The sequence below is a fragment of the Nocardia sp. NPDC057455 genome, assembly GCF_042802775.1.
Lineage (GTDB): Bacteria > Actinomycetota > Actinomycetes > Mycobacteriales > Mycobacteriaceae > Nocardia.
Genome location: NZ_JBHVDM010000080.1, coordinates 1 through 20,837, shown reverse-complemented (window position 1 = coordinate 20,837; position 20,837 = coordinate 1). Strand labels below are relative to the sequence as shown.

The window sequence follows — 20,837 nt, the reverse complement described above, 5'->3', positions numbered from 1 at the left end:
AGGTGTCGTAGATTACTGGCGAGTAAACCCACGTGGAAGGGCACTGATGCGAGAGTTCGAAGTCCCGGCTTCCTACACCATTCCGGATGACGCGAACAATTCCGACAACGTCTTCCGCCACGCCGAGCAGTCACCGGACACGGTGCTGTTCAACGTGCCGAACGGCAGTGGCGGCTGGCGGGATGTCACCGCCGCGGAGTTCGCGGAAACCGTCACCGGCGTGGCGAAAGGCCTGATCGCTTCGGGGCTCGAACTCGGCGATCGCGTCGCCATCATGGCTCCCACTCGCTACGAGTGGGCCGTCCTCGATTTCGCCATCTGGGCCGCGGGCGGCTGCACCGTGGCGATCTACGACAGTTCCGCCGCCGAGCAGGCCAAGTGGATCCTGCAGGACTCGGCCACCAAGCTGCTGATCCTGGACAGCGACAAGCACCGCAAGGTGATCGACGAGATCGAGTCCGGGTCGCTGCCGGACCTGCGGGAGACCCTGCAGATCGATAAGGGCGCGCTGGACGAGCTGTCCACCCGCGGCGCCGAGCTGGACGATCAAGCCGTGCACGAGCGTCGCGCCCAGGTCGGCGCGCAGTCGCCCGCCACCCTGATCTACACCTCGGGCACCACGGGCCGCCCCAAGGGCGTCATGCTGACCCACGCGAACCTGTACGCGGAGTCCGCGTCCGACCGGATCGCGCTGACCAAGTACGTCACCGAGGGCAAGAAGACCCTCATGTTCCTGCCGCTGGCGCACGTCTTCGCCCGCGCCGTCGCGCTGGCCGCGTTCGACGCCAAGGTGATCGTCGCGCACACCGCCGACTGGTCCACCCTGGTCGAGCAGTTCGGCAGCTACCGGCCGCACTTCATCCTCTCGGTGCCGCGAGTGTTCGAGAAGGTGTTCAACAGCGCCAAGCAGAAGGCGCACGACGGCGGCAAGGGCAAGATCTTCGACGCCGCCGCCGATACCGCGATCGCGTGGAGCGAGGCGCTCGACAACGGCGGACCTGGCATCGCCCTGAAGCTGAAGCACGCGCTGTTCGACAAGCTGGTCTACAGCAAGCTGCGCGCTGCCCTCGGCGGTCAGTGCGAGGCGGCCGTCTCCGGCGGCGGTCCGCTCGGCGCGCGGCTGGGTCACTTCTTCCGCGGCGTCGGCGTGACCATCTACGAGGGTTACGGTCTCACCGAAACCACCGCGGCCATCGCGGTCAACACTCCGGAGCAGATCCGGGTCGGCTCGGTCGGCCGCCCGATCGAGGGTCACGCCGCCAAGATCGCCGAGGACGGCGAGTTGCTGCTGCGCGGCTCGGTCGTGTTCAGCGGCTACTGGGGCAACGCGGACGCTACCGAGGACGCGTTCGAGGACGGCTGGTTCAAGACCGGCGACCTCGGCGCCATCGACGGCGACGGCTTCATCACCATCACCGGCCGCAAGAAGGAGATCATCGTCACCGCCGGTGGCAAGAACGTCTCCCCCGCGCTGCTGGAGGACTCGCTGCGGGCGCACCCGCTGATCAGCCAGGTGATGGTGGTCGGCGACGGCCAGCCGTTCATCGGCGCGCTGCTCACGCTGGACCCGGAGTCGCTGCCCGGCTGGAAGGAACGCAACAACCTGCCAGCCGACACCCCGATCGAGAAGCTGATCGAGAACCCCGATCTGATCGCCGAGGTGGACGCGGCGGTGGCCGAGACCAACAAGAAGGTCTCGCACGCCGAGCAGATCAAGAAGATCCGTCTGCTGACCATCGATTGGACCCAGGAGACCGGCGAACTCACCCCGAAGATGTCGCTCAAGCGCGCGGTCGTGATGAAGCAGCACGCCGACGATGTAGCGAGCATCTACAACTGAGCTGATCGCTGCGAGGCGCTGTCCGCGAACTGTTCGCCGACAGCGCCTTTCGCATGTCCCGGCTCGTCCACGCCGAACAGTGCCCGGCCACCTCGACGAAGCACGCGCCGCAAACGCGACCGAATTCGTCCGGGTCGAGGGCTCGTCGGCGATCGAACATCGACGCCGGTGGCCGACCGGGTCAGCGGTTGCGGCGGCCCACCGGCAGTAGTCTCGATGCCATGGCCGATCTGCGACTGCGCGTGCCGGCCGGGATGGTCTCGGCAGGCCTGACGCTGGGCGTGGCCGAACTCCTCGCGGCTGTTCCGGACCCCGGCAGCGCGCCGCTGCACGTCCTCGGATCGGGCGTGGTCGACCACACGCCCGACGGGTTGCGTGAATGGGCCATCACCACCTTCGGCACCGACGACAAGGTCGCGCTGTACCTGATCATGGGCGTGATCGCCGTGCTGGTCGCCGGACTCGCCGGGGCGATCGAGCGGACCGGCCGTGCCGCCGGTTCATGGTTGTTCGTGGTGTTCGGGGTGGTCACGGCATGGGTGGCGGTGACGCGTATCGGTCTGTTCGCCGCGTTGCCGACGGTCGTCGGCGTTGCCGTGGGGATCTATGCGCTGCGGGCGCTGACCCGTCGCATCGATGCGGCCGTCGAGAAGTCCTCTGCCGACAGTCGAACCGGTGCGACGCTGCCGACCGGCGATCCCGAGGTCCCGACCGCGACCGATGGGTCGGCGTCCACCACGGGTGGCGCAACTCGAGGCAGCTCCCGGCCTGCGTCCGATATCGGCGAGACGTCCGACGCCGCAGTAGAGGCCGGCGCGGGCAGCGGTTCGCGTCAGGATGTGCCGGGAATACCGCCGGGGCCATCCGCGCCGGTGGCCGACACCAACCGGTCCCCGGCCCCCGAGCGCAGGCAGGTCTTGCAGGGTCTGCTGGTGGTCGGCGGATTGGCCGTAGTCACCGGGGTCGGCGGGCGCGTGCTCGGTGCCCGCCACAGCGACGTATCCGGCGAGCGCGCCGCGGTGCAGCTGCCGGAGCCGTCCGCCCCGGCCGAGCCGGTCGCGCCCGGCGTCGATCTCCGCGTACCCGGGCTCACGTCTTATCTGACCCCGAACGACGACTTCTACCGCATCGACACCGCGCTGATCGTGCCGCAAGTGTCCAAGGACGGCTGGTCGCTGCGCATCCACGGCATGGTCGACCGCGAGATCCGGCTCAGCTGGGCGGATCTGGCGAGTCGTCCGGCGGAGGAACATCTGGTCACGCTGGCCTGTGTGTCGAATCCGGTCGGCGGCGACCTGATCGGCAACGCGCGCTGGCTCGGCTACCGCGTGGATCAGCTGCTGGCCGAAGCCCGACCGCACCCCGACGCGGACATGGTGCTCTCACGCAGCGCCGACGGTTGGACCGCGGGCACTCCGCTGGCGGTGCTCACCGACGGACGCGACGCCCTGCTCGCCATCGGTATGAACGGCGAACCCCTTCCGGTGCAGCACGGTTACCCGGCCCGGCTGGTCGTGCCCGGCCTCTACGGGTACGTCTCGGCCACCAAGTGGGTGACCGAACTGGAAGTCACCCGCTTCGATCGCGCCACCGCGTACTGGACCCGCCGCGGCTGGTCGGCCCTCGGCCCGATCAAGACCGGCACCCGCATCGACACTCCGCGCGCCCGCGGCCGCCTCCAACCCGGCCGCGTCCCCATCGCCGGTGTGGCGTGGGCCCAGCATCGCGGCATCCGCGCGGTGGAAGTCCAGATCGACAACGGCCCCTGGCAGCAGGCCCGCCTTTCCGAAGAACAGTCCATCGACACCTGGCGCCAATGGGTTTTCGACTGGGACGCCACCTCCGGCCCACACACCATCCGCGCCCGTGCCACCGACGGCGTCGGCGAAACCCAAACCGCCGAACGCCGCGATGTGATCCCCGACGGCGCAACCGGTTACCCCTCGGTCACGTTCAGCGTAGGTTGACTCGACTTTCGGATGGTCGTGCATAGCAAGCGCATCGAGCACGCTGATGCCCGCCCGGAGACGTCGACCGGGGCGGGCATCACCGCGGGGTCAGCTGCTGAGGTCGACCTTGACCGGTTCCGCCGCGACCGGTGCGCCGGGGGCGGCCGATTTGCCGTGGCGGATGAACAGAACCGAGGCGGCGACGCCGATGAGCAGGATGGCGGAAGGGAGCAGGGTGGACTGGCTCAGCGCGGTGCTGAAGGAGTCCTCGACGAACTCCGGGATCGGGCCCTGGCCCGCGCCGCCTTCGGCGACCTGACCACCGCCCAGTCCGTTCGCCGTCATCCTGGCCGCCACCAGCGCGCTGATCGCCGCGCTGCCGAGCACCGAGCCCACTTGGCGAGTCGTGTTGTAGACGCCGGCGCCCGCACCGGCCTGCAGGACCGGCAGGTTGTGGGTGGCGGTGGACGCCAGCGGCGCCCAGATGCAGGCGTTGGCGAAGCCCGCCAGCGCCGCGGCCACCAGGAACCAAGCCAGCGACGAGTTCGGATCCATCAGGGCCGCGAACCAGAACACCGACAGCGCGAACAAGCCGAAGCCGACGGTGGGCACGATCCGCGGGTGCAAGCGGTCGGCGAACTTGCCGATCAGCGGGGCCGAGAAACCGGTCACGATCGCCATGGGCGCGAAGACCAGCGCCGACTTCGTCGGCGACAACTCCCGCACGGCCTGCAAATAGAAGTACGTCGGCACCATCAGGGAGGTCACCGCCGCGCCCATCGCCGCGATCGCGGCATTGGACAGCGCGAAGTTGCGGTCCCGGAACAGGCTCAGCGGCAGCAACGGCTCCCCCTTGATCCTGGCTTGATTGACCAGGAACACCGCGAGCACCACGATGCCCGCGCCGATCAGCAACCAGATACGCAACGACCAGTCGTAGCTGTTGCCCTCCTGGATGCCGAACACCAGCAGGAACATGCCGACGCCGCTGAGCAGCACACCGGGGATGTCGAACTTGTGCTCGTGGGTCGGCAGCGCGGGCACCAGCCAGACAGCCAGCGCGAAGGCGACGACACCGACCGGGACGTTCACGATGAAGATCCACTCCCAGCCGAGACCGTCCACCAACACACCGCCGAGGATCGGGCCGACCAGCGTCGCCAATCCCGCGACGCCACCCCACAGGCCCATGGCGGCGCCGCGCCGGTCCGGCGGAAAGGTCCTGGTGATCACGGCCATGGTCTGCGGCGTCATCAGCGCGGCGCCGACGCCCTGCGCGGCGCGGGCCGCGATCAGCATGCCGATGCTGCCGGCCAAGCCGCACCACAGCGACGCCGCGGTGAAGACCGCCAAGCCGATCAGATAAATGTTCTTGGGGCCGAATCTGTCACCCAGCCGTCCGGTGACCAGCAGCGGGACCGCGTAGGTGAGCAGGTAAGCGCTGGTCACCCAGATCACCTGCGAGATATCGGCGTGCAGGCTGGTCATGATCGCGGGATTGGCGACCGCGACGATCGTCATGTCCAGCAGGATCATGAAGAAGCCGACGACCAACGCTAGCAGCGCCGGCCACGGATTGCGTTGTGGGGACATCTAATTCGTTCCTAACTCGGATTATTCGAAGAGCTCGAGACAGGGTTCGCCACGGCGCCGGGTGGCGCAGGCGGCGACACCGCGGAGCCGGCGGCCGACTCGGCGCCGTCGCAGGCGGAGCGGGCCCCGGTCACGGGGTCGAGGTTCTCCCACTCGAATGCGCCGCTAACCAATTCGGCGGTGAACTCCTCGACCCATGCGAGTTCGGCGACGAGCATTGCCCGCAGATAGGGCAGCGCGATCCAGTAGCGGCGGGGGACGGCGTGCTCCTCGGCCCACGCACTCAGCATGTCGGTGTCGGCCAGTTCGGTTTCCAGTACCCCGATTCGTTCGCGCAGCAGCGCGAGCGCCTCCGGCTTGGGCAGATTGTGCAATTCTCCCAGCGCCACCGGAAAGATCGGATACTCCGGGACGGGACGCCGCACGATCTCGGCGATCCGGTTGCGCAGCGCGTCCCTGCCGCGCGCGGTGATCCGGTAGGTGGTGCGTTCGGGCCGGTTACCGGCCCGGTCGACGCCTTCGGCGCGGACCAACTCTTGGTCGGCCAGTCGGGACACGGTGTGATACAGCGAGCCGGGCCGCACCTTGACGAGCTTGTCCTCCCGGCGGGCGATCAGCGTCTGGAACATCTCGTACGGATGCATGGGCCGTTCCTCGAGCAGCGCGAGCACGGCGATCGCCAGCGGCGTCACCGGTGAATGCGCCTGCTCGTGCCCCATGTGGTGGTCACCTCCGTTGCCGAATCGTCGCGGCCCTCGGCCACCGACGCCGCGAACCTGTCGCCGTCCGGCACGCTACCGCCGGGAGGTGACATGCTCCACGCTAAATATTCCATGCGGAATATACGGCCCGGAGCAGTCCGCGGACAAGACGGATACACCCGTGATGAGCCACACAATCCCCGGCCTCACGTATCGCGTTCCCGATCACCTCGCGGATACACGACGAGAGGCCATCGAGACGCGAGGTTCTCGATGGCCTCTCGGGCCGGAACACCCGCGACTACAAGGAGTGCTCGTCCAACCAAGCACGCGCGACATCACCCGGTGCGGCGCCGTCGTCCCGGACGGTCCGGATCATGTCCGCCAACTCGTCGGTCGTCAGCTCGCCCGCGACGTAGTTCAGCTTCTTGATCTGCCGCTGATCGAGCAGGCCTTTGCGGAACAGTGGCAGCACGTTCTCGGCTCGCACGGCGTAGTCGTCGTCGGACAGCACGGTCAATCCGTCGGTCGCGCCTGGCGCCAGCTCAGGGGGGCCACCGAGCAAACCGACTTGTACCTTGCCGTCCAGCAATGCTTTTCGCAACGCACCCGGATCCGGGAAAGCCACGGTGGCCGCGAAGTCGCATCCGTCGACGCGATCGCGCCGGGCCGAGGACAGCAGGCCGGGCGTGGTCGCCACGCCGACGGTCAGCTCGCCGCAGCGCGGCGCGAGATCGCTCACCGTGCGCACCTTGTCCTGGGCAGCCGCCTGCGCGGTGAGCAGCACTCGCGGCCGCAGATCGGTCCCCTCCGCGAGGTCGGAGACCACCAGCCCTTCGGGCAGCGCGGCGCTCACCGCCTTCGCCACCTCTTTCGGCAACCGAACCGCCGCGTGTTCATCGAAGTGGGCCAGCAATGCCCCGGTGTGCTCGCCGACCACTTGAACCCGGTCGGCGTCGAGCGCCGCGAGGTAGTCCGCGCGGTTGCCCAGCCCCGGGGCGACCGCGGTGCGCGCGCCGGTCCGCGCCAGTGCGCCCGCGTAGATCTCGGCGAGCACCGAGGACTCGATCGAATCCCCCGCGGCGACGGTGATCGACGGCGCAGGCTCGTCGTTCCCGCAGGATACGGCCAAGGCGACCGAAGCGACGACCAGCAATCGAGCCAGCACCCGCTGTGACGCGGCCAACACCATGCGGCGACACCAACCCTCCGACGAATCGACACAGCCAACGGGAAAACCCGGAGGCGGGCAGTATGGACACCCAGAATGTACCGGCGGCCGTTCGGTGCCGAGACCGCGCCCGCCGTCCTGTCGGAAGGACTCTCGTGAAATCCACCCGCACCCCCGACGCCGCCGTGCGTCGGCGGCCCGCCGTGCGCGGCACGCTCCGTGCCGCCCGCGCCCTCGCCGCCGCAGCCGTTCCAGCCGCCGCGCTGATCTTGTCGGCTTGTGGCAATTCCGATCCACTCGCCACTGGCGGTAGCTGTTCGGGCGACGGATTGATCGTCGGTTCGGCGAATTTCCCGGAGTCCGAGACCGTCGCCGACGTGTACGCGGAGGTGTTGCGCGTCAACGGCTTCACCGTGGAGACCAAGCTGAATATCGGCAGCCGCGAAGCCTACATTCCGGCATTGCGGCAGTGCGCCATCTCGGTGATCCCGGAGTACACCGGCAATCTTCTGCAATACCTGGACAAGAAGGCCACCGCCACCAGCGCCGCCGACGTGGAGAGCGCTCTCGGCAAGGCCCTCGGTGCCGATCTCGCGATCGGCACGCCCGCGCCGGGCGAGGATTCGGACGCCGTCGTGGTCACCCGTACCACCGCGCAGCGCTGGAACCTGAGCACCATCGCGGACCTGGCCGCGCACTCGACCGAGGTGAAATTCGGCGCGCCCGCCGAATTCCAGGAGCGAGCGGGCGGATTACCCGGCCTGAAGAAGAATTACGACCTCGATATCGCGGCCCAGAATTTCGTGCCGATCGCAGACGGCGGCGGTCCCGCCACAGTGCGCGCGCTGGTCGAAGGCAAGGTGACCGCCGCCAATATCTTCACCACGTCACCGGCCATCGCGCAGAACGATCTCGTGGCGCTGCGCGACCCGAAGCACAATTTTCCCGCGCAGAACGTGGTGCCGCTGCTCAACGCCGGCAAGAAGTCGGACAAAGTGCTCGCGGTGCTGAACGCGGTGTCGGCGCAACTGACCACCGACGAATTGATCAAGCTGAACGAGAGCGTCTCCGGTGCGGGCAAGACCGAGCCCAAGGCCGCCGCCGCGGCCTGGGTCGCCGCCAAAGGGCTGAACAAGCCGGTGGGCTAGGCAGGGAGAATCTGTTGTCCGATATCGAATTCTCCGGTATCACCAAAACCTATCCGGACGGCACTCACGCCGTCACCGACTTGGATCTGCACATCGAATCCGGGTCGTTCACCGTGTTCGTCGGCCCTTCCGGATGTGGGAAGACGACCTCGATGCGCATGATCAACCGTATGATCGTGCCGAGTTCCGGGACGATCACCGTTGCCGGGCAAGATATTTCGTCAGTCGATCCGGTCCGGCTCCGCCTCGGGATCGGGTACGTCATCCAGAGCGGCGGCCTACTGCCGCACCGGACGGTGGTCGACAATGTCGCGACCGTTCCGGTGCTACGCGGCGACTCCCGGCGCGCCGCCCGCGCCGCCGCGCTCGACGTGCTCGACCGGGTCGGCCTGGACCGCTCACTGGCCCAGCGGTATCCGGCACAGCTGTCGGGTGGCCAGCAGCAACGCGTCGGCGTGGCCCGTGCGCTGGCCGCGGACCCGCCGATCCTCCTGATGGACGAGCCGTTCAGCGCCGTCGACCCGGTGGTGCGCGCCGAATTGCAGGTCGAAATGCAACGGCTGCAGGCCGATTTACACAAGACCATCGTGTTCGTCACGCATGACATCGATGAGGCGATCACGCTCGGCGATCGGGTGGCGGTGTTCGGCCGCGGCGGAGTGCTCCAGCAGTACGACCCACCGCAGCGCGTACTCGCTCAGCCCGCTACCGATTTCGTCGCCGATTTCGTCGGCCGCGACCGCGGCTATCGCGGGTTGTCCTTCCGGGCCGCGCACGACGTTCCGTTGCACGAGATCCGCACGGCCGTGGTGGACGAGGTGAAGGACTTGCGGCTGGACGCGGGCGAATGGGTGCTGGTGGTGGACGCGGTGAACAAGCCGGTCGGCTGGATGGACGTCACCGGGGTCGAGGGTTTCCGCGCGGGCCGCGCACTGGCCGATTGCATGTCGGCGGGTGGCTCGCTGTTCACCCCGTCCGGGGACCTGCGCCAGGCGCTGGACGCCGCGATCTCCTCGCCGTCGGGAACCGGCGTCGCCGTGGACGAGTCGGGCGCCGTGCGTGGCGGCGTGCTGGCCACCGAGGTGCTCGAGCAACTGGCCGGCCAGCGTGCGCGGGAGGACGCCGAACGCAACCGGCACTTCTTCGGTGAACAGGTGCGATAGGCGGCCATGAGATATCTCGTCGAGAATTACTCGGAGATCACGGGATTCACCGCGACCCATCTCTTTCTCGCGCTGATGCCGCTGTTGCCCGCGTTGGCGATCGCGATTCCGGCCGGCGCGCTGGTGCGGCAGGTGTCGTGGCTGCGGCGGGTCACGGTGACGGCCGCGAGCCTGGCCTACACCGTTCCCTCGCTGGCACTGCTGGTGATCATTCCTCCGCTGGTGGGCATCTCGGCCATCGATCCGCTGAACGTGGTGATCGCGCTCACCATCTATTCCACGGCGCTGCTGGTGATCGTGGTCCCGGCCGCCCTGGATTCGGTGCCCGCCACCGTGCTCGACGCGGCCGACGCCGTCGGCTACGGCCCGCTGCGCCGCACACTCACCGTGGACATGCCGCTGGCCGTCCCGGTCTTCGTAGCGAGCCTGCGGGTGGTGCTGGTGACCAATATCGCGATGGTGTCGGTCGGCGCGCTGATCGGTGTGGGCGGGCTCGGCAAGCTGTTCACCCAGGGCTACCAGCGCGACTACCCGGACGAGATCATCGCGGGCATCATCGTGACGCTCGCCCTCGCGCTGGTCGCCGACCGGGTGGTGTACGCGCTGGGCCGCTGGGCGACGCCGTGGGTGCGCGCGGATACCAGGACGGCGAAGGCGGAAGGCGCTGCCACATGAATCTGTTCCTGGACGCCTGGCACTACATCACGGACGGCGCCAACTGGAGTGGACCGTCCGGCATCGGGACCCGCATCGGGCAGCACCTTTGGTACAGCTTGCTGACGATCGCCGTCTCGGCGATGATCGCGATACCGCTCGGCCTGATCATCGGCCACACCCGGCGCGGGGCGGCGGTGCTGGTCGGATTCGCCAACGCCATGCGCGCGCTGCCGACCCTCGGCTTGCTGACGTTCCTGGTGCTGCTGCTCGGCCTCGGCTTGATCCCGCCGCTGCTCGCCTTGGTGACGGTCGGCATTCCGCCGCTGCTCGCGGGCGCGTACGCCGGAATCGCGAATGTTCCCCCCGACGTCGTGGACGCCTCACGCGCCATGGGCATGACCGAGCGGCAGATCCTGTTCCGGGTGGAGGTGCCCAACGCGCTGCCCATCCTGCTCACCGGGTTGCGCGGTGCGACACTCCAGGTGGTGGCCACCGCGACGATCGCCGCCTACGTCAACCTCGGCGGACTGGGCCGGTACATCTTCGACGGCATCAGTCTCTACCGGTACGACCGGGTTCTGGTGGGTGCGCTGCTGGTGGCGCTGCTGGCGATGGTGCTCGACGGCCTGCTCGCGTTCGCGGTGTGGGCGAGCGCGCCGGGTGTGGACCGACTGCGCCGCGCGCCACGCACCATGGGCGCACCCGCTGCCGAGTTGCCGACCACCGGCTGAGCTCTGAGAACGGTTCCCATGACGAAGACGCCCCGTTCGTGTGAACGGGGCGTCCTTGTCGGTGCGGGGAAATTCCGCGTTACGCGACGCCCTCGGCGCGGGCAGCCGCGGCGACCGCTTCGGCGACGGCCGGGGCGACCCGCGGGTCCAGCGGGCTGGGCACGATCTTGTCCGGGCCCAGTTCGTCGGCGACGACGCTGAGAATGGCGTCGGCGGCGGCGATCTTCATGCCCTCGGTGATCCGCCGGGCGCCCGCGTCCAGTGCGCCCTTGAAGACGCCGGGGAACGCCAGCACGTTGTTGATCTGGTTCGGGAAATCGCTGCGGCCGGTGGCCACGATCGCGGCGTACTTGCGCGCCACCTCGGGGTGGATCTCCGGGTCCGGGTTCGACATCGCGAACACGATCGACTCCGGCGCCATCGACGCGATCAGCTCCTCGGCGATCAGACCGGCGGACAGGCCGAGGAACACGTCGGCGCCCGCGAGCGCCTCGGCCGCGCCGCCGGTGAGGCCGCGCGGGTTGGTGCGGGTGGCCAGCTCGGCCTTCACCTCGTTGAGGTCGCCGCGCTCCCGGTTGACGATGCCCTTCGAATCGAGCACGGTGACATCGCGGACACCGGCGGCGAGCAGGATGTTGGTGCACGCGACACCGGCCGCGCCCGCGCCGGAGACCACGACCTTCAGGCCCTCGATGCCGCGGCCCTGCACCTTGGCCGCGCCGTTGAGCGCCGCGAGCACCACGATGGCGGTGCCGTGCTGGTCGTCGTGCATCACCGGGCAGTCGAGCGCCTCGATGACGCGCTTCTCGATCTCGAAGCAGCGCGGCGCGGAGATGTCCTCCAGGTTCACCGCACCGAAGCTCGGGCGCAGCAGGATCAGCGTCTCGACGATCGCGTCGACGTCCTTGGTGTCCAACACGATCGGGATCGAATCCAGGCCGGCGAACTTCTTGAACAGCGCCGCCTTGCCCTCCATCACCGGCAGCGAGGCGCGCGGGCCGATGTCGCCGAGGCCGAGCACCGCGGTGCCGTCGCTGACCACGACCACGAGCCGATCGGTCCAGGTGTAGCGCTTGGCCAGCGCTTCGTCCTCCGCGATCGCGCGGCTGACCTGGGCGACGCCCGGGGTGTAGGCGATCGACAGATCACGCTGGGTCTCCAGCGGCGCACTGAGTTCGACCGAGAGCTTGCCGCCGAGATGTCCCGCGAAGATTTCGTCGTTTGTGATTTCGGACAGGCTTGCGGTGGAATTCGGTGCATCAGTCACAGGTGACACGATTTCACTCCTGCTCAGGTCGGGCTAAACCGGGGGACGGTTACCACCGGGTAATGGGTATAAGTCGTTTCACTACGCTCATCGAGTGCGCTGACCGGTATGTTTCGAGACGGATGCGAGCGAGCGAACACGACTTGCCGGTATCTCGATGGCGGGCGCGGCACTGATCCGCGAAACAGAAACCGGACGGGTGCGCCCGGACAGAACATGCGGTGTGATCTCGCGGGTCGCGACGGTACGTCGGCGAGGCGGAGACCTCCGTGATTCCCTCACCCGGCGGTGGCGGAGGCAAGGAATCCGACACATTCTGCCAGCCCGGTGGGCAAGTTGCCAAACCGGTTACCCCCTGGGCCGTGTCGCGCTCCATCACCCAACGGTATGAGGCGGGAATTACCCTCAGGTAAGCGGAAACTCCCCGTTTCCGAGCCCGGCGTGGTGAGCGATCGCACTGCTCGCTGCACCGCCGGTGTGAGTCCCGCGCGGCCGGCAGGCGTGCGCGGTCACCGCGCCGCGGGCGAAGCTCATGCGACGATATCGCGGGGCTGCTCCGGCATGCTCGGCGGCGCGTCCGGGCGCACCCACACGCTGCGCACGCCACCCGACATCAGCCGCATCCGCCAGGTGTCGGAGGCGCCGGGATGATCGGTCCGCCGGTGCATGCCACGGCTCTCCGTGCGCAGCAGCGCGCTGTATTTCGTCCAGCGCGCCACCGCGAGCAGCGCGGCGGCCTGTCGCGCGCGCAGCAGGTCCACACCGCTGCCGCCGAGGTCGAATTCCGCGCCGGGCCACATCCCGTCGAGTTCGCCGATGCTGTCGCGCAGACTGCCCGCGCTGCGCCAGTAGCTGCGCCGTAACGGCAAGGTGTGCTCCTGGACGAGGCCTACCACCGCTCGCGGGTCGATCCGCGCCACAGCGTTCAGCCCGGCTCCCGGCACTTCGCGCGCCGGGGCGCGGCGATCCGATGTCCGCGCGAACTTCGCCGCGGCAGTGCCCGCCCACGCGCCCGACGCGATCGCCCATGCCCCGCTCAGACCGCCGGATCCGCTGACCGCCCCGGTGATCGCCTCGCGACTGACTACATCGCCCGCGGCGAACAGGCCCGCGACGGTCGTCGCGCAATCCGGGCCGGTGACGCGCAGTCCTCCGGTGCCGCGCACGGTGCCCTCCAGCACGGCCCGCAACGGCACGCGCTCGGCGCGGCCGGGGCCCCGACGCGGCGGCCGGAAGGCGACCGGCACGTCGTCCAGAGCAGCGAACACCCGCTGACCATCGGCGATGGCCGCGAGCGCCGCCGAGCGGTGGCCGGGCAACTCGGCGCCGGATTCGTCGTAGAGGGGAGCGAACCGCAAAACGGAATCGCGGAGTGCGGCCGGTTCGGCCTTACCCGGCGGGAGCAGGCTGTAGGCGCAGGAGAATTCCATCCCGGACAGCTCGGCGCCCGCTTCCACGGCGAACAACAGACCGTCGCCGGTGTCCACATCGGTGCCCGCGGCACCGGACAGGAAGGCGCAGCCTCCTGTGGCCACCACGACCGCGCCAGCACGCACGGTCCAGCGACGGAACCCGTCGTCCCCACGCAGTCCGCCTGCGCCTGCCACCACCCCGTCACGATCGACCAGCAATTGCAATGCCGGATGATGGTCGAGTACGCGCACCCCGGCTTCTCGCAACACCCGGCGCATCCGCCGCAGATAGCGGGCGCCGTCGAGATGCATCCGCCGCCGTGCCGGGCCCGCCGGGTCGCCGGCGATACGACCACCCCAACGGGCCGAGTGCTCGACCCGCTGACGAGCCTCCTCGAGCACGCGGTGCATCAGGTCCGGATCTCCCAGCCCGCCGCCGTGCGCGTGCGCGCGCCGCACCGCCTCATCCCGCGCCGGACCGGGCGGGATGTGCCACAGCGCGATCGCGCCGTGCGCGGTCGGCCCGCTCGACCCGCAGTGCGCCTTGTCGACGAGCACGACAGTGGCGCCCGCCGCCGCGGCCGAGACGGCCGCCCAGGCACCGGCAGGACCACCGCCGATTACCAGTACGTCCGTCTCGATTTCAGTCACAAAGGAAAATGTTCCGGCACAATTCATCCGCCCGCAACCAAAGCCGGGATATCAGCTCCACCATTGTGTCCACAGCAATAGTCCAGCAGCCAGGAAAACCGTCGCGGATCCGGCACAGGCGGCCAAACCACGGTGCCGGTCCGAATATATCTGCGCCGCGAGGGCGGCCACCGCGGCCGCGACATGCCAGGCGACCGATTCGCCGCCCGGACCGGGAAATCCGCGCCGATCCGCGATCACGGCGGTGCCGACCACGATCAGCATGCCCACCACGGTTCCCCCGGCGACGAGGCCGCTGAGTCCGCGCAGGAGTCTCACGAGGAGACCACCGGCACGCCGGAGGCCTTGCCGACCAGCTTCTCGAACTGCGCGGGATCGGTGGTGAATTCGCCGAGCCGGATGGTCTTGTTCGTGCCGTGGTAGTCCGACGAACCGGTGGTGAGCAGGCCGAGTTCGGCGGCGAGATCGGTGAGCAGCGCGCGGTCGGCCGCGGAGTGGTCGGGGTGTGCGATCTCCAGGCCGCCGAGCCCGAGCGCGGCCAGCTCGCGGATGTCGTCGATCGCGAGCAGCCTGCCCCGCTTGCGCGCCCTGGTGTGCGCCAGGACGCTGACTCCGCCCGCGCTCGCGATCATCTGCACCGCCCGGCGCAGCGGGGTGTCGGCCTTCTCGGCGTAGTAGCGGCCGTGCGGGGCGAGCAATTCGTCGAACGCCGCGTCCACGCTCGGCACCACACCGGCGGCGACCAGCGCACGGGCCAGGTGCGGGCGCCCCGCCGACGGGCCGGCCGAGGCCAGCACGGCATCGGGATCGACCGGCAGTCCGTCGGCCGCCATCCGCTCGGCCATGGCGCGCAGCCGCTCCACCCGTTCGGCGCGCAGCCGCTCGCGTTCCTCGGCGAAGCCGCGATGGGTCGGATCGAACAGATAGGCCAGCAAATGCACGGGCACCGGCCAGCCGTCCTCGCCGAGGCCCACACACGACATCTCCATGCCGCGGACCAGGGTGATGCCCTGCGGTAGCGCGTCGACCGCTTCCGCCCAGCCTGCCGTGGTGTCGTGATCGGTGATCGCGACGACGTCCAGGCCCGCGGCGGCCGCGTTCCGCACGAGTTCGGCGGGAGTGTCGGTGCCGTCGGACGCGGTCGAATGGGTATGCAGGTCGATGCGCACGCCTTCAAGTCTTACAGTGCCGCGGCGTCCTCCCGCACGGGCAGGCGACCTTCCGGCAGCCCGTGGCGACGTAGCATCGTCAGCGTGTCGTCCTTTTCCCCGCTCTCGTCACTTCGTGGATCCGGCCGAACGCCCGCGCACCGTTTCATCCCGGTTCCGACCGCGCAGGCGATCGTCGACTGCGCGGTGTACGTGGACGGCAAGCGCCTGTCCGGGCGATTCACGCACGAAGCGGCCCGCGTGCGAGCCCGCGAGGAGCACGGGTTCGTCTGGGTCGGGCTGCACGATCCGGACCGCACGCAGATGGCCGACATCGCCGAGACCTTCGGGCTGCATCCGCTGGCCGTGGAGTACGCGTTGGAGAAGCACCAGCGGCCGAAGCTGGAACGTTACGACGACTCGCTGCTGCTGTTGCTGCGCACGGTCAGCTACGTCGAGCACGAGTTGAACAGCGTCAGCGAGATCGTGGAGACCGGCGAGATCATCGTGTTCACCGGCCCCGACTTCGTGGTCGCCGTCCGGCACGGTGAGCATTCCGGGCTGGCCGAGGTGCGCAAGGCGTTGGAGGAGGACCCCGCGCAACTGGCGCTCGGCCCCGGCGCGGTGCTGCACGCGATCGCCGACCGGGTGGTGGACTCCTACATCGAGGTGGCCCAGTCGGTCGAGGACGACATCGACGAGATGGAAGAGGAGATCTTCACTCCGCGCAGCAGGGTCACCGTGGAATCCATCTACCAGCTCAAGCGCGAAGTGGTCGAGTTGCGGCGCGCGGTGAATCCGCTGGCCGCGCCGCTCGACCAGCTGAGTCACAAACCGGATCTGCCGGTGCCCAAGGAGGTTCGGCGCTATCTGCGCGACGTCGCGGAACAGCACGCCGCCGTCGCGGAACGGATCAACGACTTCGACGAGGCGCTCAGCGCGCTGATCAGCGCCGCGCTGGCCCGGATCGGTGTGCAGCAGAACACCGACATGCGCAAGATCTCGGCCTGGGTCGCGATCGCGGCGGTGCCGACGATGATCGCGGGCATCTACGGGATGAATTTCGACCACATGCCCGAACTGCACCAGGTCTGGGGCTATCCGATGGTGTGGGTGCTCATCCTCGCCATCTGCACGGGCTTGTTCTTCACCTTCCGCCGCAACAAGTGGCTGTAGCCGGGCGACGGATCACAGGCCGGCGGCTCCGCGCCCGGGGTCGCGCACGTCGATTCCCGCCTCCTGCCACGCCTCCCGCAACGCCTGCGCACCGCGAACGCGTACCCAAGCCGCCTCCGTCGCGGTCACCGGTGTCACCGCGAAGTACCGCACCGGCTCGGCCGGGTCGGGCAGCGGCACGGCCGGGATATCGCTGTCGCCGAGCAGAACCGCGGTGAACGGAGCGTCGCGCCACATCGGCTCACCCAGATCCAGCAGCGCGTCCGCTTGCAGCACAACGCCTTCCACGACCGGGGCCGCGGCGAGCACGCCGAGCGATTTGGCCAGGCCCGCGCTGGCGCCGACCCCGGATCGCAGCGTCAGCACCAGCTCCGCGCGCGGCCCCCGCACCGGGTCGGCGTGCACCGCGGCGGGGTCGCCCATCGGATGCCTGCTGGCCCCCAGCGTCACGTAATGCACCAGATCGCCCTCGACGATGCGCAGGATCTCGATCGGCTCCAAGCCCAGGAAGGTGACCGACGCGGCGTCGACGCTCGCGGCGTCCACGCCGAAATGGCCCAGCACCTCGGTGCGGACCGTCTCCAGTGCTTCCATGCCTCAGATCGCCAGCCGCGCGAGCATGTCCCGCGCCTGTTCGGCCGACTTCGGATCGCACAGCACGTCGTAGCGGCCTGCCACCAATTGCATGGTGGAGGCGAAATCGCGTTGCCCCCTGGTCGCCGCGTACGGGATCGAGGTCGAGATGACACCGAAGATGACGCCGCCGACCAATCCGACGAGTAGCGGGCCCAGCGCGCCGCTGGTGGTGAACAGGCTCAGCAACAGACCGAGGAACAGGCCGAGCCAGGCGCCCGACACCACGCCGCCGCCGATCACCTTGCCCCACGTCAATCGATAGAGGACCCGTTCGACCTGCATCAAATCGACGCCCACGATGGTCACGTCCTGCACCGGGAACTGGTTGTCGGCCAGGTAGTCGACCGCCTTCTGCGCCTCGACATAGGTCGGATACGAGCCGACCGGCCACCCCGACGGGGGTGTCGGGAGGCCCTGCCGCGCACGGCTCGAGTTCCCCAAGGGATTCGTCATGGTTCCATTCTGCTATTCCGACGCAGCCTGCGGTGGTGTGAAACGCGTGGTGCGCGTCATTCCGGCGGCGCGGCCCTTCTCCGCGATCACGTGCGCCATCTTGGCGCTGGCCTCGTCGATCATCTCGTCGCCGAGCATCACCGCGCCGCGCGCGCCGCCCGCGGCCGAGGTGTGGAAGGCATAGGCGTCCAGGATCTCCTCGGCCCGGTCGTAGTCCGATTGGCGCGGGCTGAAGATCTCGTTCGCCGCCTCGATCTGGCCTGGGTGCAGTACCCATTTGCCGTCGAAGCCGAGCGCGGCCGTGCGCGCGGCGGCCCGCCGGAAACCTTCCACATCCCGGATCTGCAGGTACGGGCCGTCGATCGCCTGCAAACCGTGCGCACGGGCCGCGAGCAGGATGGTCATCAGGATGTGGTGGTAGGCGTCGCCGGTGTCGTAGCCCTCCGGCTGTTCGCCGACCACCAGGGTGCGCATGTTGATGCTGGCCATGAAGTCCGCCGGTCCGAACACCAGCGTCTGCACCCGGGGACTCGCGGTGGCGATCGCGTCGATGTCGCGCAGTCCCGCCGCGTTCTCGATCTGCGGCTCGATACCGATCCGGCCGACGTCGAGGCCGCAGGCCTTCTCCAGCTGGGTCAGCAGCAGATCCAGTGCGCGCACCTGGCCCGCGTCGGCGACCTTGGGCAGCAGGATCGCGTCCAGCGCCGCGCCCGCGCCCTCGACCACCGAAATGACGTCGGCGTAGGTCCATTCGGTGGTCCAGTCGTTGACCCGCACCACACGCAGTTGCGTTCCCCACCCGGAGTCGTTCAGCGCCGCGACGATGTTCGCCCGCGCCTCGGCCTTCGCGACCGGGGCGACAGCGTCCTCCAGATCGAGAAACACCTCGTCGACGGGCAAGGTCTTGGCCTTCTCGATCATCTTCGTGTTGCTGCCCGGGCAGGCGAGCACCGAACGGCGCGGCTTCATGATCACTCCCGTTGATCGTGGCGGGGTGCGAACACCCGCCCGCGAACATCTAGCCTGACAGCATGGCAGCTACCAGGGTGTACGTCGCCAGGCTGGCCGGTTTGGCGGTGCTGGGACCGGACGGCGAGTCTATCGGCCGGATTCGTGACGTCGTCGTGGCCGTCCGCTCCGACCGCCAGCAACCGCGCGTGCACGGCTTGGTCGTCGAACTGCCCACCCGGCGGCGTATTTTCGTGCCGATTCTGCGGATCACCGCGATCGAACCCGGCGTGGTCACGCTGAACACCGGAACGGTCAGCCTGCGCCGTTTCACTCAGCGACCTGGCGAGATGCTCGCCTTGGCGCAGATCGTCGACTCGGTGGTGCGGGTCGAGGATCCGGACCTGCCGGATCTGACCGGCGTGGACGTCCACGTGGTCGATCTCGGCATCGAGCAGACCCGTTCCAGGGACTGGCTGGTCAGCAGGGTCGCGGTGCGCGGGCACCGCAGGCTGGGCCGCAGGCGCACGGTGCACGTGGTGGACTGGACCATGGTGTCCGGCCTGACGCCCTACGAGATCGGCAGGCCGGGACAGGACGTCACGCAACTGCTCGAACAGTTCGAGGGCATGCGCGCGGCCGATGTGGCGCAGCAGTTGCGCGAGCTGCCGGAGAAACGTCGGATCGAGGTGGCCGTCGCGCTGGACGACGAACGGCTTGCCGACGTGGTGCAGGAACTCCCCGACGACGAGCAGGTCGAGCTGCTCGGCCACCTGGAGGTGCGCAGGGCCGCCGACGTACTGGAGGCGATGGACCCCGACGACGCCGCCGACCTGCTGGGCGAGTTGCCCGAGGGCGAGGCCGAATCGCTGCTCGCCCTGATGGACCCGCAGGAGTCCGAGCCGGTGCGCAGGTTGCTCGAGCACTCCCCCTACAGCGCGGGCGGTCTGATGACGCCGAAACCGATCATCCTGACGCCGTCGACGACAGTGGCCGAAGCGCTGGCGCGGGTACGCAACCCGGACCTGACCCCCGCGCTGGCCTCCATAGTGTTCGTCGTCCGACCGCCCACGGCGACGCCGACCGGCCGCTACCTGGGTTCGGTGCATATCCAGCAATTGCTGCGCGAACCACCCGCCCACCTGGTGGGCGGCCTTCTCGACACCGATCTGGCGCCGTTGCGCCCCGAACTTCCCTTGGCGGCGGTGACCCGGTATTTCGCGACCTACAACCTGGTTTGCGGACCGGTGGTGGACGCGGAGAACCACCTGCTCGGCGCGGTCAGCGTCGACGACGTCCTCGACCATCTGCTGCCCGAGGACTGGCGTGACCAGGAAGAGACCGACGAGTGGGGCGGAGCATGACCGCGCTGGGTCCCGCTCACGCCGGAAAGGACACACCGTGAGTGAGAACGACCCTGGTGTGCGGCTCGGCCCAAGCCGGGCACGCCAGCGCTTGGAGACGCCGGTGGAAAGCCGGTTCCGGTTCGAGTGGGACGCCGAGGCTTTGGCCCGCAGCAGCGAACGGGTGGCGCGATTCCTGGGGACCGGACGGTATCTGGCGGTCCAGACGATCCTGGTGCTGGTTTGGATCGTGTTGAACGTCTTCGTGGTCGCGCTGCGCTGGGACCCGTACCCGTTCATCCTGCTCAATCTGGCGTTCTCCACCCAAGCCGCCTACGCGGCGCCGCTGATCCTGCTGGCGCAGAACCGGCAGGACAACCGGGACCGGGTCGCGCTGGAGGAGGACCGGGTGCGGGCCGCGCAGACCAAGGCGGACACCGAGTTCCTGGCCCGGGAACTCGCGGCGCTGCGCCTCGCGGTCGGCGAAGTGGCCACCCGCGATTACCTGCGCCGGGAATTGGAAGACCTGAAAGAGATTCTGGACCGAATGGAATCCGCGGAATCCCCTGATCACGAGAGCCGCGCGGACAGCGGCGGAAAGACCGCCCGCAAGAAAAGCTCCGGCCGAAAACCCACTCCAGCAGCGGTTTCACAGTCGGTAACCAGTGATCGACCGGAAAATACCGAATAAGGACCTGACCGGTGGGTAACCTGGACAACGTTGTCCAGAGTGGCCGGCGCAGGGGATGTCGCGACGGCTGCTCCCACGACGTCGAGGATTGGGTGTGGCCGAATGCGTGTATCTGCTCCGATAACGGTCTCGGCTTTGGTTGTTGCTGGTGTGGTGGTG

The 20,837-nt window shown here is 68.8% G+C and carries 19 protein-coding genes; 9 read left to right on the top strand and 10 right to left on the bottom strand.

Translation table 11 applies throughout. The features are described from left to right. Positions 1 to 46 precede the first annotated feature (46 nt). Both ACFU5M_RS26160 and ACFU5M_RS26155 read left to right on the top strand, forming a co-directional pair. Positions 47 to 1,840: an AMP-dependent synthetase/ligase gene (locus ACFU5M_RS26160; RefSeq protein WP_379053419.1), complete on the top strand. Its 1,794-nt coding sequence runs from the start codon at positions 47 to 49 to the stop codon at positions 1,838 to 1,840. Between the two features lie 221 nt (positions 1,841 to 2,061). Beyond that, entirely contained in the window at positions 2,062 to 3,807 is a 1,746-nt protein-coding gene (locus ACFU5M_RS26155; RefSeq protein ID WP_379053418.1) for a molybdopterin-dependent oxidoreductase, read from the top strand. A 90-nt stretch (positions 3,808 to 3,897) separates the two neighbouring features. On the opposite strand, the gene ACFU5M_RS26150 is transcribed toward ACFU5M_RS26155, so the two are convergent. The 3 genes from ACFU5M_RS26150 to ACFU5M_RS26140 all read right to left on the bottom strand — a co-directional run bounded on the left by ACFU5M_RS26150 (position 3,898) and on the right by ACFU5M_RS26140 (position 7,275). After that, positions 3,898 to 5,382 carry a DHA2 family efflux MFS transporter permease subunit gene (locus ACFU5M_RS26150; RefSeq protein WP_379053417.1) on the bottom strand — a complete coding sequence of 495 codons (1,485 nt, stop codon included), beginning with the start codon at positions 5,380 to 5,382 and terminating at the stop codon, positions 3,898 to 3,900. An 11-nt stretch (positions 5,383 to 5,393) separates the two neighbouring features. Further along, positions 5,394 to 6,101 carry a PadR family transcriptional regulator gene (locus ACFU5M_RS26145; protein WP_379053416.1) on the bottom strand — a complete coding sequence of 236 codons (708 nt, stop codon included), beginning with the start codon at positions 6,099 to 6,101 and terminating at the stop codon, positions 5,394 to 5,396. Between the two features lie 283 nt (positions 6,102 to 6,384). Beyond that, complete coding sequence (locus ACFU5M_RS26140) at positions 6,385 to 7,275, bottom strand: glycine betaine ABC transporter substrate-binding protein (protein WP_379053415.1); 891 nt, start codon at positions 7,273 to 7,275, stop codon at positions 6,385 to 6,387. A gap of 134 nt (positions 7,276 to 7,409) precedes the next feature. Between ACFU5M_RS26140 and ACFU5M_RS26135 the strand changes: the two genes are divergently transcribed. From ACFU5M_RS26135 to ACFU5M_RS26120, 4 genes are read left to right on the top strand one after another with little or no spacing between them, the layout of a single operon-like run. After that, complete coding sequence (locus tag ACFU5M_RS26135) at positions 7,410 to 8,402, top strand: ABC transporter substrate-binding protein (protein ID WP_379053413.1); 993 nt, start codon at positions 7,410 to 7,412, stop codon at positions 8,400 to 8,402. A gap of 14 nt (positions 8,403 to 8,416) precedes the next feature. After that, on the top strand, positions 8,417 to 9,565 hold the full coding sequence (locus ACFU5M_RS26130; RefSeq protein ID WP_379053411.1) for an ABC transporter ATP-binding protein: 1,149 nt from the start codon (positions 8,417 to 8,419) through the stop codon (positions 9,563 to 9,565). A gap of 6 nt (positions 9,566 to 9,571) precedes the next feature. Next, complete coding sequence (locus tag ACFU5M_RS26125; protein WP_379053409.1) at positions 9,572 to 10,240, top strand: ABC transporter permease; 669 nt, start codon at positions 9,572 to 9,574, stop codon at positions 10,238 to 10,240. Next, on the top strand, positions 10,237 to 10,953 hold the full coding sequence (locus ACFU5M_RS26120; RefSeq protein ID WP_379053407.1) for an ABC transporter permease: 717 nt from the start codon (positions 10,237 to 10,239) through the stop codon (positions 10,951 to 10,953). The genes ACFU5M_RS26125 and ACFU5M_RS26120 overlap by 4 nt, the downstream gene beginning before the upstream one ends. A gap of 79 nt (positions 10,954 to 11,032) precedes the next feature. Here ACFU5M_RS26120 and ACFU5M_RS26115 read toward each other — a convergent pair whose 3' ends face one another. The 4 genes from ACFU5M_RS26115 to ACFU5M_RS26100 form a co-directional block, all read right to left on the bottom strand. Continuing rightward, the gene (locus ACFU5M_RS26115) at positions 11,033 to 12,229 is read right to left on the bottom strand and encodes an NADP-dependent malic enzyme (RefSeq protein WP_040869456.1); all 1,197 of its coding nucleotides are present in this window, start codon (positions 12,227 to 12,229) and stop codon (positions 11,033 to 11,035) included. Between the two features lie 521 nt (positions 12,230 to 12,750). Then, a complete protein-coding gene (locus tag ACFU5M_RS26110) occupies positions 12,751 to 14,310 on the bottom strand; it encodes an FAD-binding protein (protein WP_379053405.1) in 1,560 nt (519 codons plus the stop codon). A 24-nt stretch (positions 14,311 to 14,334) separates the two neighbouring features. Beyond that, positions 14,335 to 14,601, bottom strand: a complete 267-nt coding sequence (locus ACFU5M_RS26105) for a hypothetical protein (protein WP_379053403.1) — start codon at positions 14,599 to 14,601, stop codon at positions 14,335 to 14,337. Beyond that, positions 14,598 to 15,452 (bottom strand): PHP domain-containing protein, encoded by an 855-nt coding sequence (locus ACFU5M_RS26100; protein ID WP_379053401.1) that lies wholly within the window; start codon positions 15,450 to 15,452, stop codon positions 14,598 to 14,600. Before ACFU5M_RS26100 ends, ACFU5M_RS26105 begins: the two co-directional genes overlap by 4 nt. Before the next feature lie 84 nt (positions 15,453 to 15,536). On the opposite strand from ACFU5M_RS26100, the gene ACFU5M_RS26095 reads away from it, so the two are divergent. Further along, positions 15,537 to 16,607: a magnesium and cobalt transport protein CorA gene (locus ACFU5M_RS26095; protein WP_379053400.1), complete on the top strand. Its 1,071-nt coding sequence runs from the start codon at positions 15,537 to 15,539 to the stop codon at positions 16,605 to 16,607. A gap of 12 nt (positions 16,608 to 16,619) precedes the next feature. Here ACFU5M_RS26095 and ACFU5M_RS26090 read toward each other — a convergent pair whose 3' ends face one another. From ACFU5M_RS26090 to ACFU5M_RS26080, 3 genes are read right to left on the bottom strand one after another with little or no spacing between them, the layout of a single operon-like run. Beyond that, positions 16,620 to 17,201, bottom strand: a complete 582-nt coding sequence (locus tag ACFU5M_RS26090) for a suppressor of fused domain protein (RefSeq protein ID WP_379053398.1) — start codon at positions 17,199 to 17,201, stop codon at positions 16,620 to 16,622. 3 nt (positions 17,202 to 17,204) lie between these two features. Continuing rightward, a complete protein-coding gene (locus tag ACFU5M_RS26085) occupies positions 17,205 to 17,696 on the bottom strand; it encodes a general stress protein (RefSeq protein WP_063022006.1) in 492 nt (163 codons plus the stop codon). A gap of 12 nt (positions 17,697 to 17,708) precedes the next feature. Then, entirely contained in the window at positions 17,709 to 18,665 is a 957-nt protein-coding gene (locus ACFU5M_RS26080; protein WP_379053396.1) for an HpcH/HpaI aldolase/citrate lyase family protein, read from the bottom strand. 62 nt (positions 18,666 to 18,727) lie between these two features. Between ACFU5M_RS26080 and ACFU5M_RS26075 the strand changes: the two genes are divergently transcribed. Both ACFU5M_RS26075 and ACFU5M_RS26070 read left to right on the top strand, forming a co-directional pair. Next, positions 18,728 to 20,008, top strand: a complete 1,281-nt coding sequence (locus tag ACFU5M_RS26075) for a magnesium transporter MgtE N-terminal domain-containing protein (protein WP_379053394.1) — start codon at positions 18,728 to 18,730, stop codon at positions 20,006 to 20,008. Between the two features lie 37 nt (positions 20,009 to 20,045). Next, entirely contained in the window at positions 20,046 to 20,678 is a 633-nt protein-coding gene (locus tag ACFU5M_RS26070; RefSeq protein ID WP_379053392.1) for a DUF1003 domain-containing protein, read from the top strand. The last annotated feature ends 159 nt before the right edge of the window (positions 20,679 to 20,837 follow it).

Bases quoted from the DNA above. Each gene is read 5' to 3' on its own strand.
- ACFU5M_RS26160 (WP_379053419.1), top strand. From the start codon at position 47: ATGCGAGAGTTCGAAGTCCCGGCTTCCTACACCATTCCGGATGACGCG.
- ACFU5M_RS26155 (WP_379053418.1), top strand. From the start codon at position 2,062: ATGGCCGATCTGCGACTGCGCGTGCCGGCCGGGATGGTCTCGGCAGGC.
- ACFU5M_RS26150 (WP_379053417.1), bottom strand. From the start codon at position 5,382: ATGTCCCCACAACGCAATCCGTGGCCGGCGCTGCTAGCGTTGGTCGTC.
- ACFU5M_RS26145 (WP_379053416.1), bottom strand. From the start codon at position 6,101: ATGGGGCACGAGCAGGCGCATTCACCGGTGACGCCGCTGGCGATCGCC.
- ACFU5M_RS26140 (WP_379053415.1), bottom strand. From the start codon at position 7,275: ATGGTGTTGGCCGCGTCACAGCGGGTGCTGGCTCGATTGCTGGTCGTC.
- ACFU5M_RS26125 (WP_379053409.1), top strand. From the start codon at position 9,572: ATGAGATATCTCGTCGAGAATTACTCGGAGATCACGGGATTCACCGCG.
- ACFU5M_RS26120 (WP_379053407.1), top strand. From the start codon at position 10,237: ATGAATCTGTTCCTGGACGCCTGGCACTACATCACGGACGGCGCCAAC.
- ACFU5M_RS26110 (WP_379053405.1), bottom strand. From the start codon at position 14,310: ATGAATTGTGCCGGAACATTTTCCTTTGTGACTGAAATCGAGACGGAC.
- ACFU5M_RS26090 (WP_379053398.1), bottom strand. From the start codon at position 17,201: ATGGAAGCACTGGAGACGGTCCGCACCGAGGTGCTGGGCCATTTCGGC.
- ACFU5M_RS26085 (WP_063022006.1), bottom strand. From the start codon at position 17,696: ATGACGAATCCCTTGGGGAACTCGAGCCGTGCGCGGCAGGGCCTCCCG.
- ACFU5M_RS26080 (WP_379053396.1), bottom strand. From the start codon at position 18,665: ATGAAGCCGCGCCGTTCGGTGCTCGCCTGCCCGGGCAGCAACACGAAG.
- ACFU5M_RS26075 (WP_379053394.1), top strand. From the start codon at position 18,728: ATGGCAGCTACCAGGGTGTACGTCGCCAGGCTGGCCGGTTTGGCGGTG.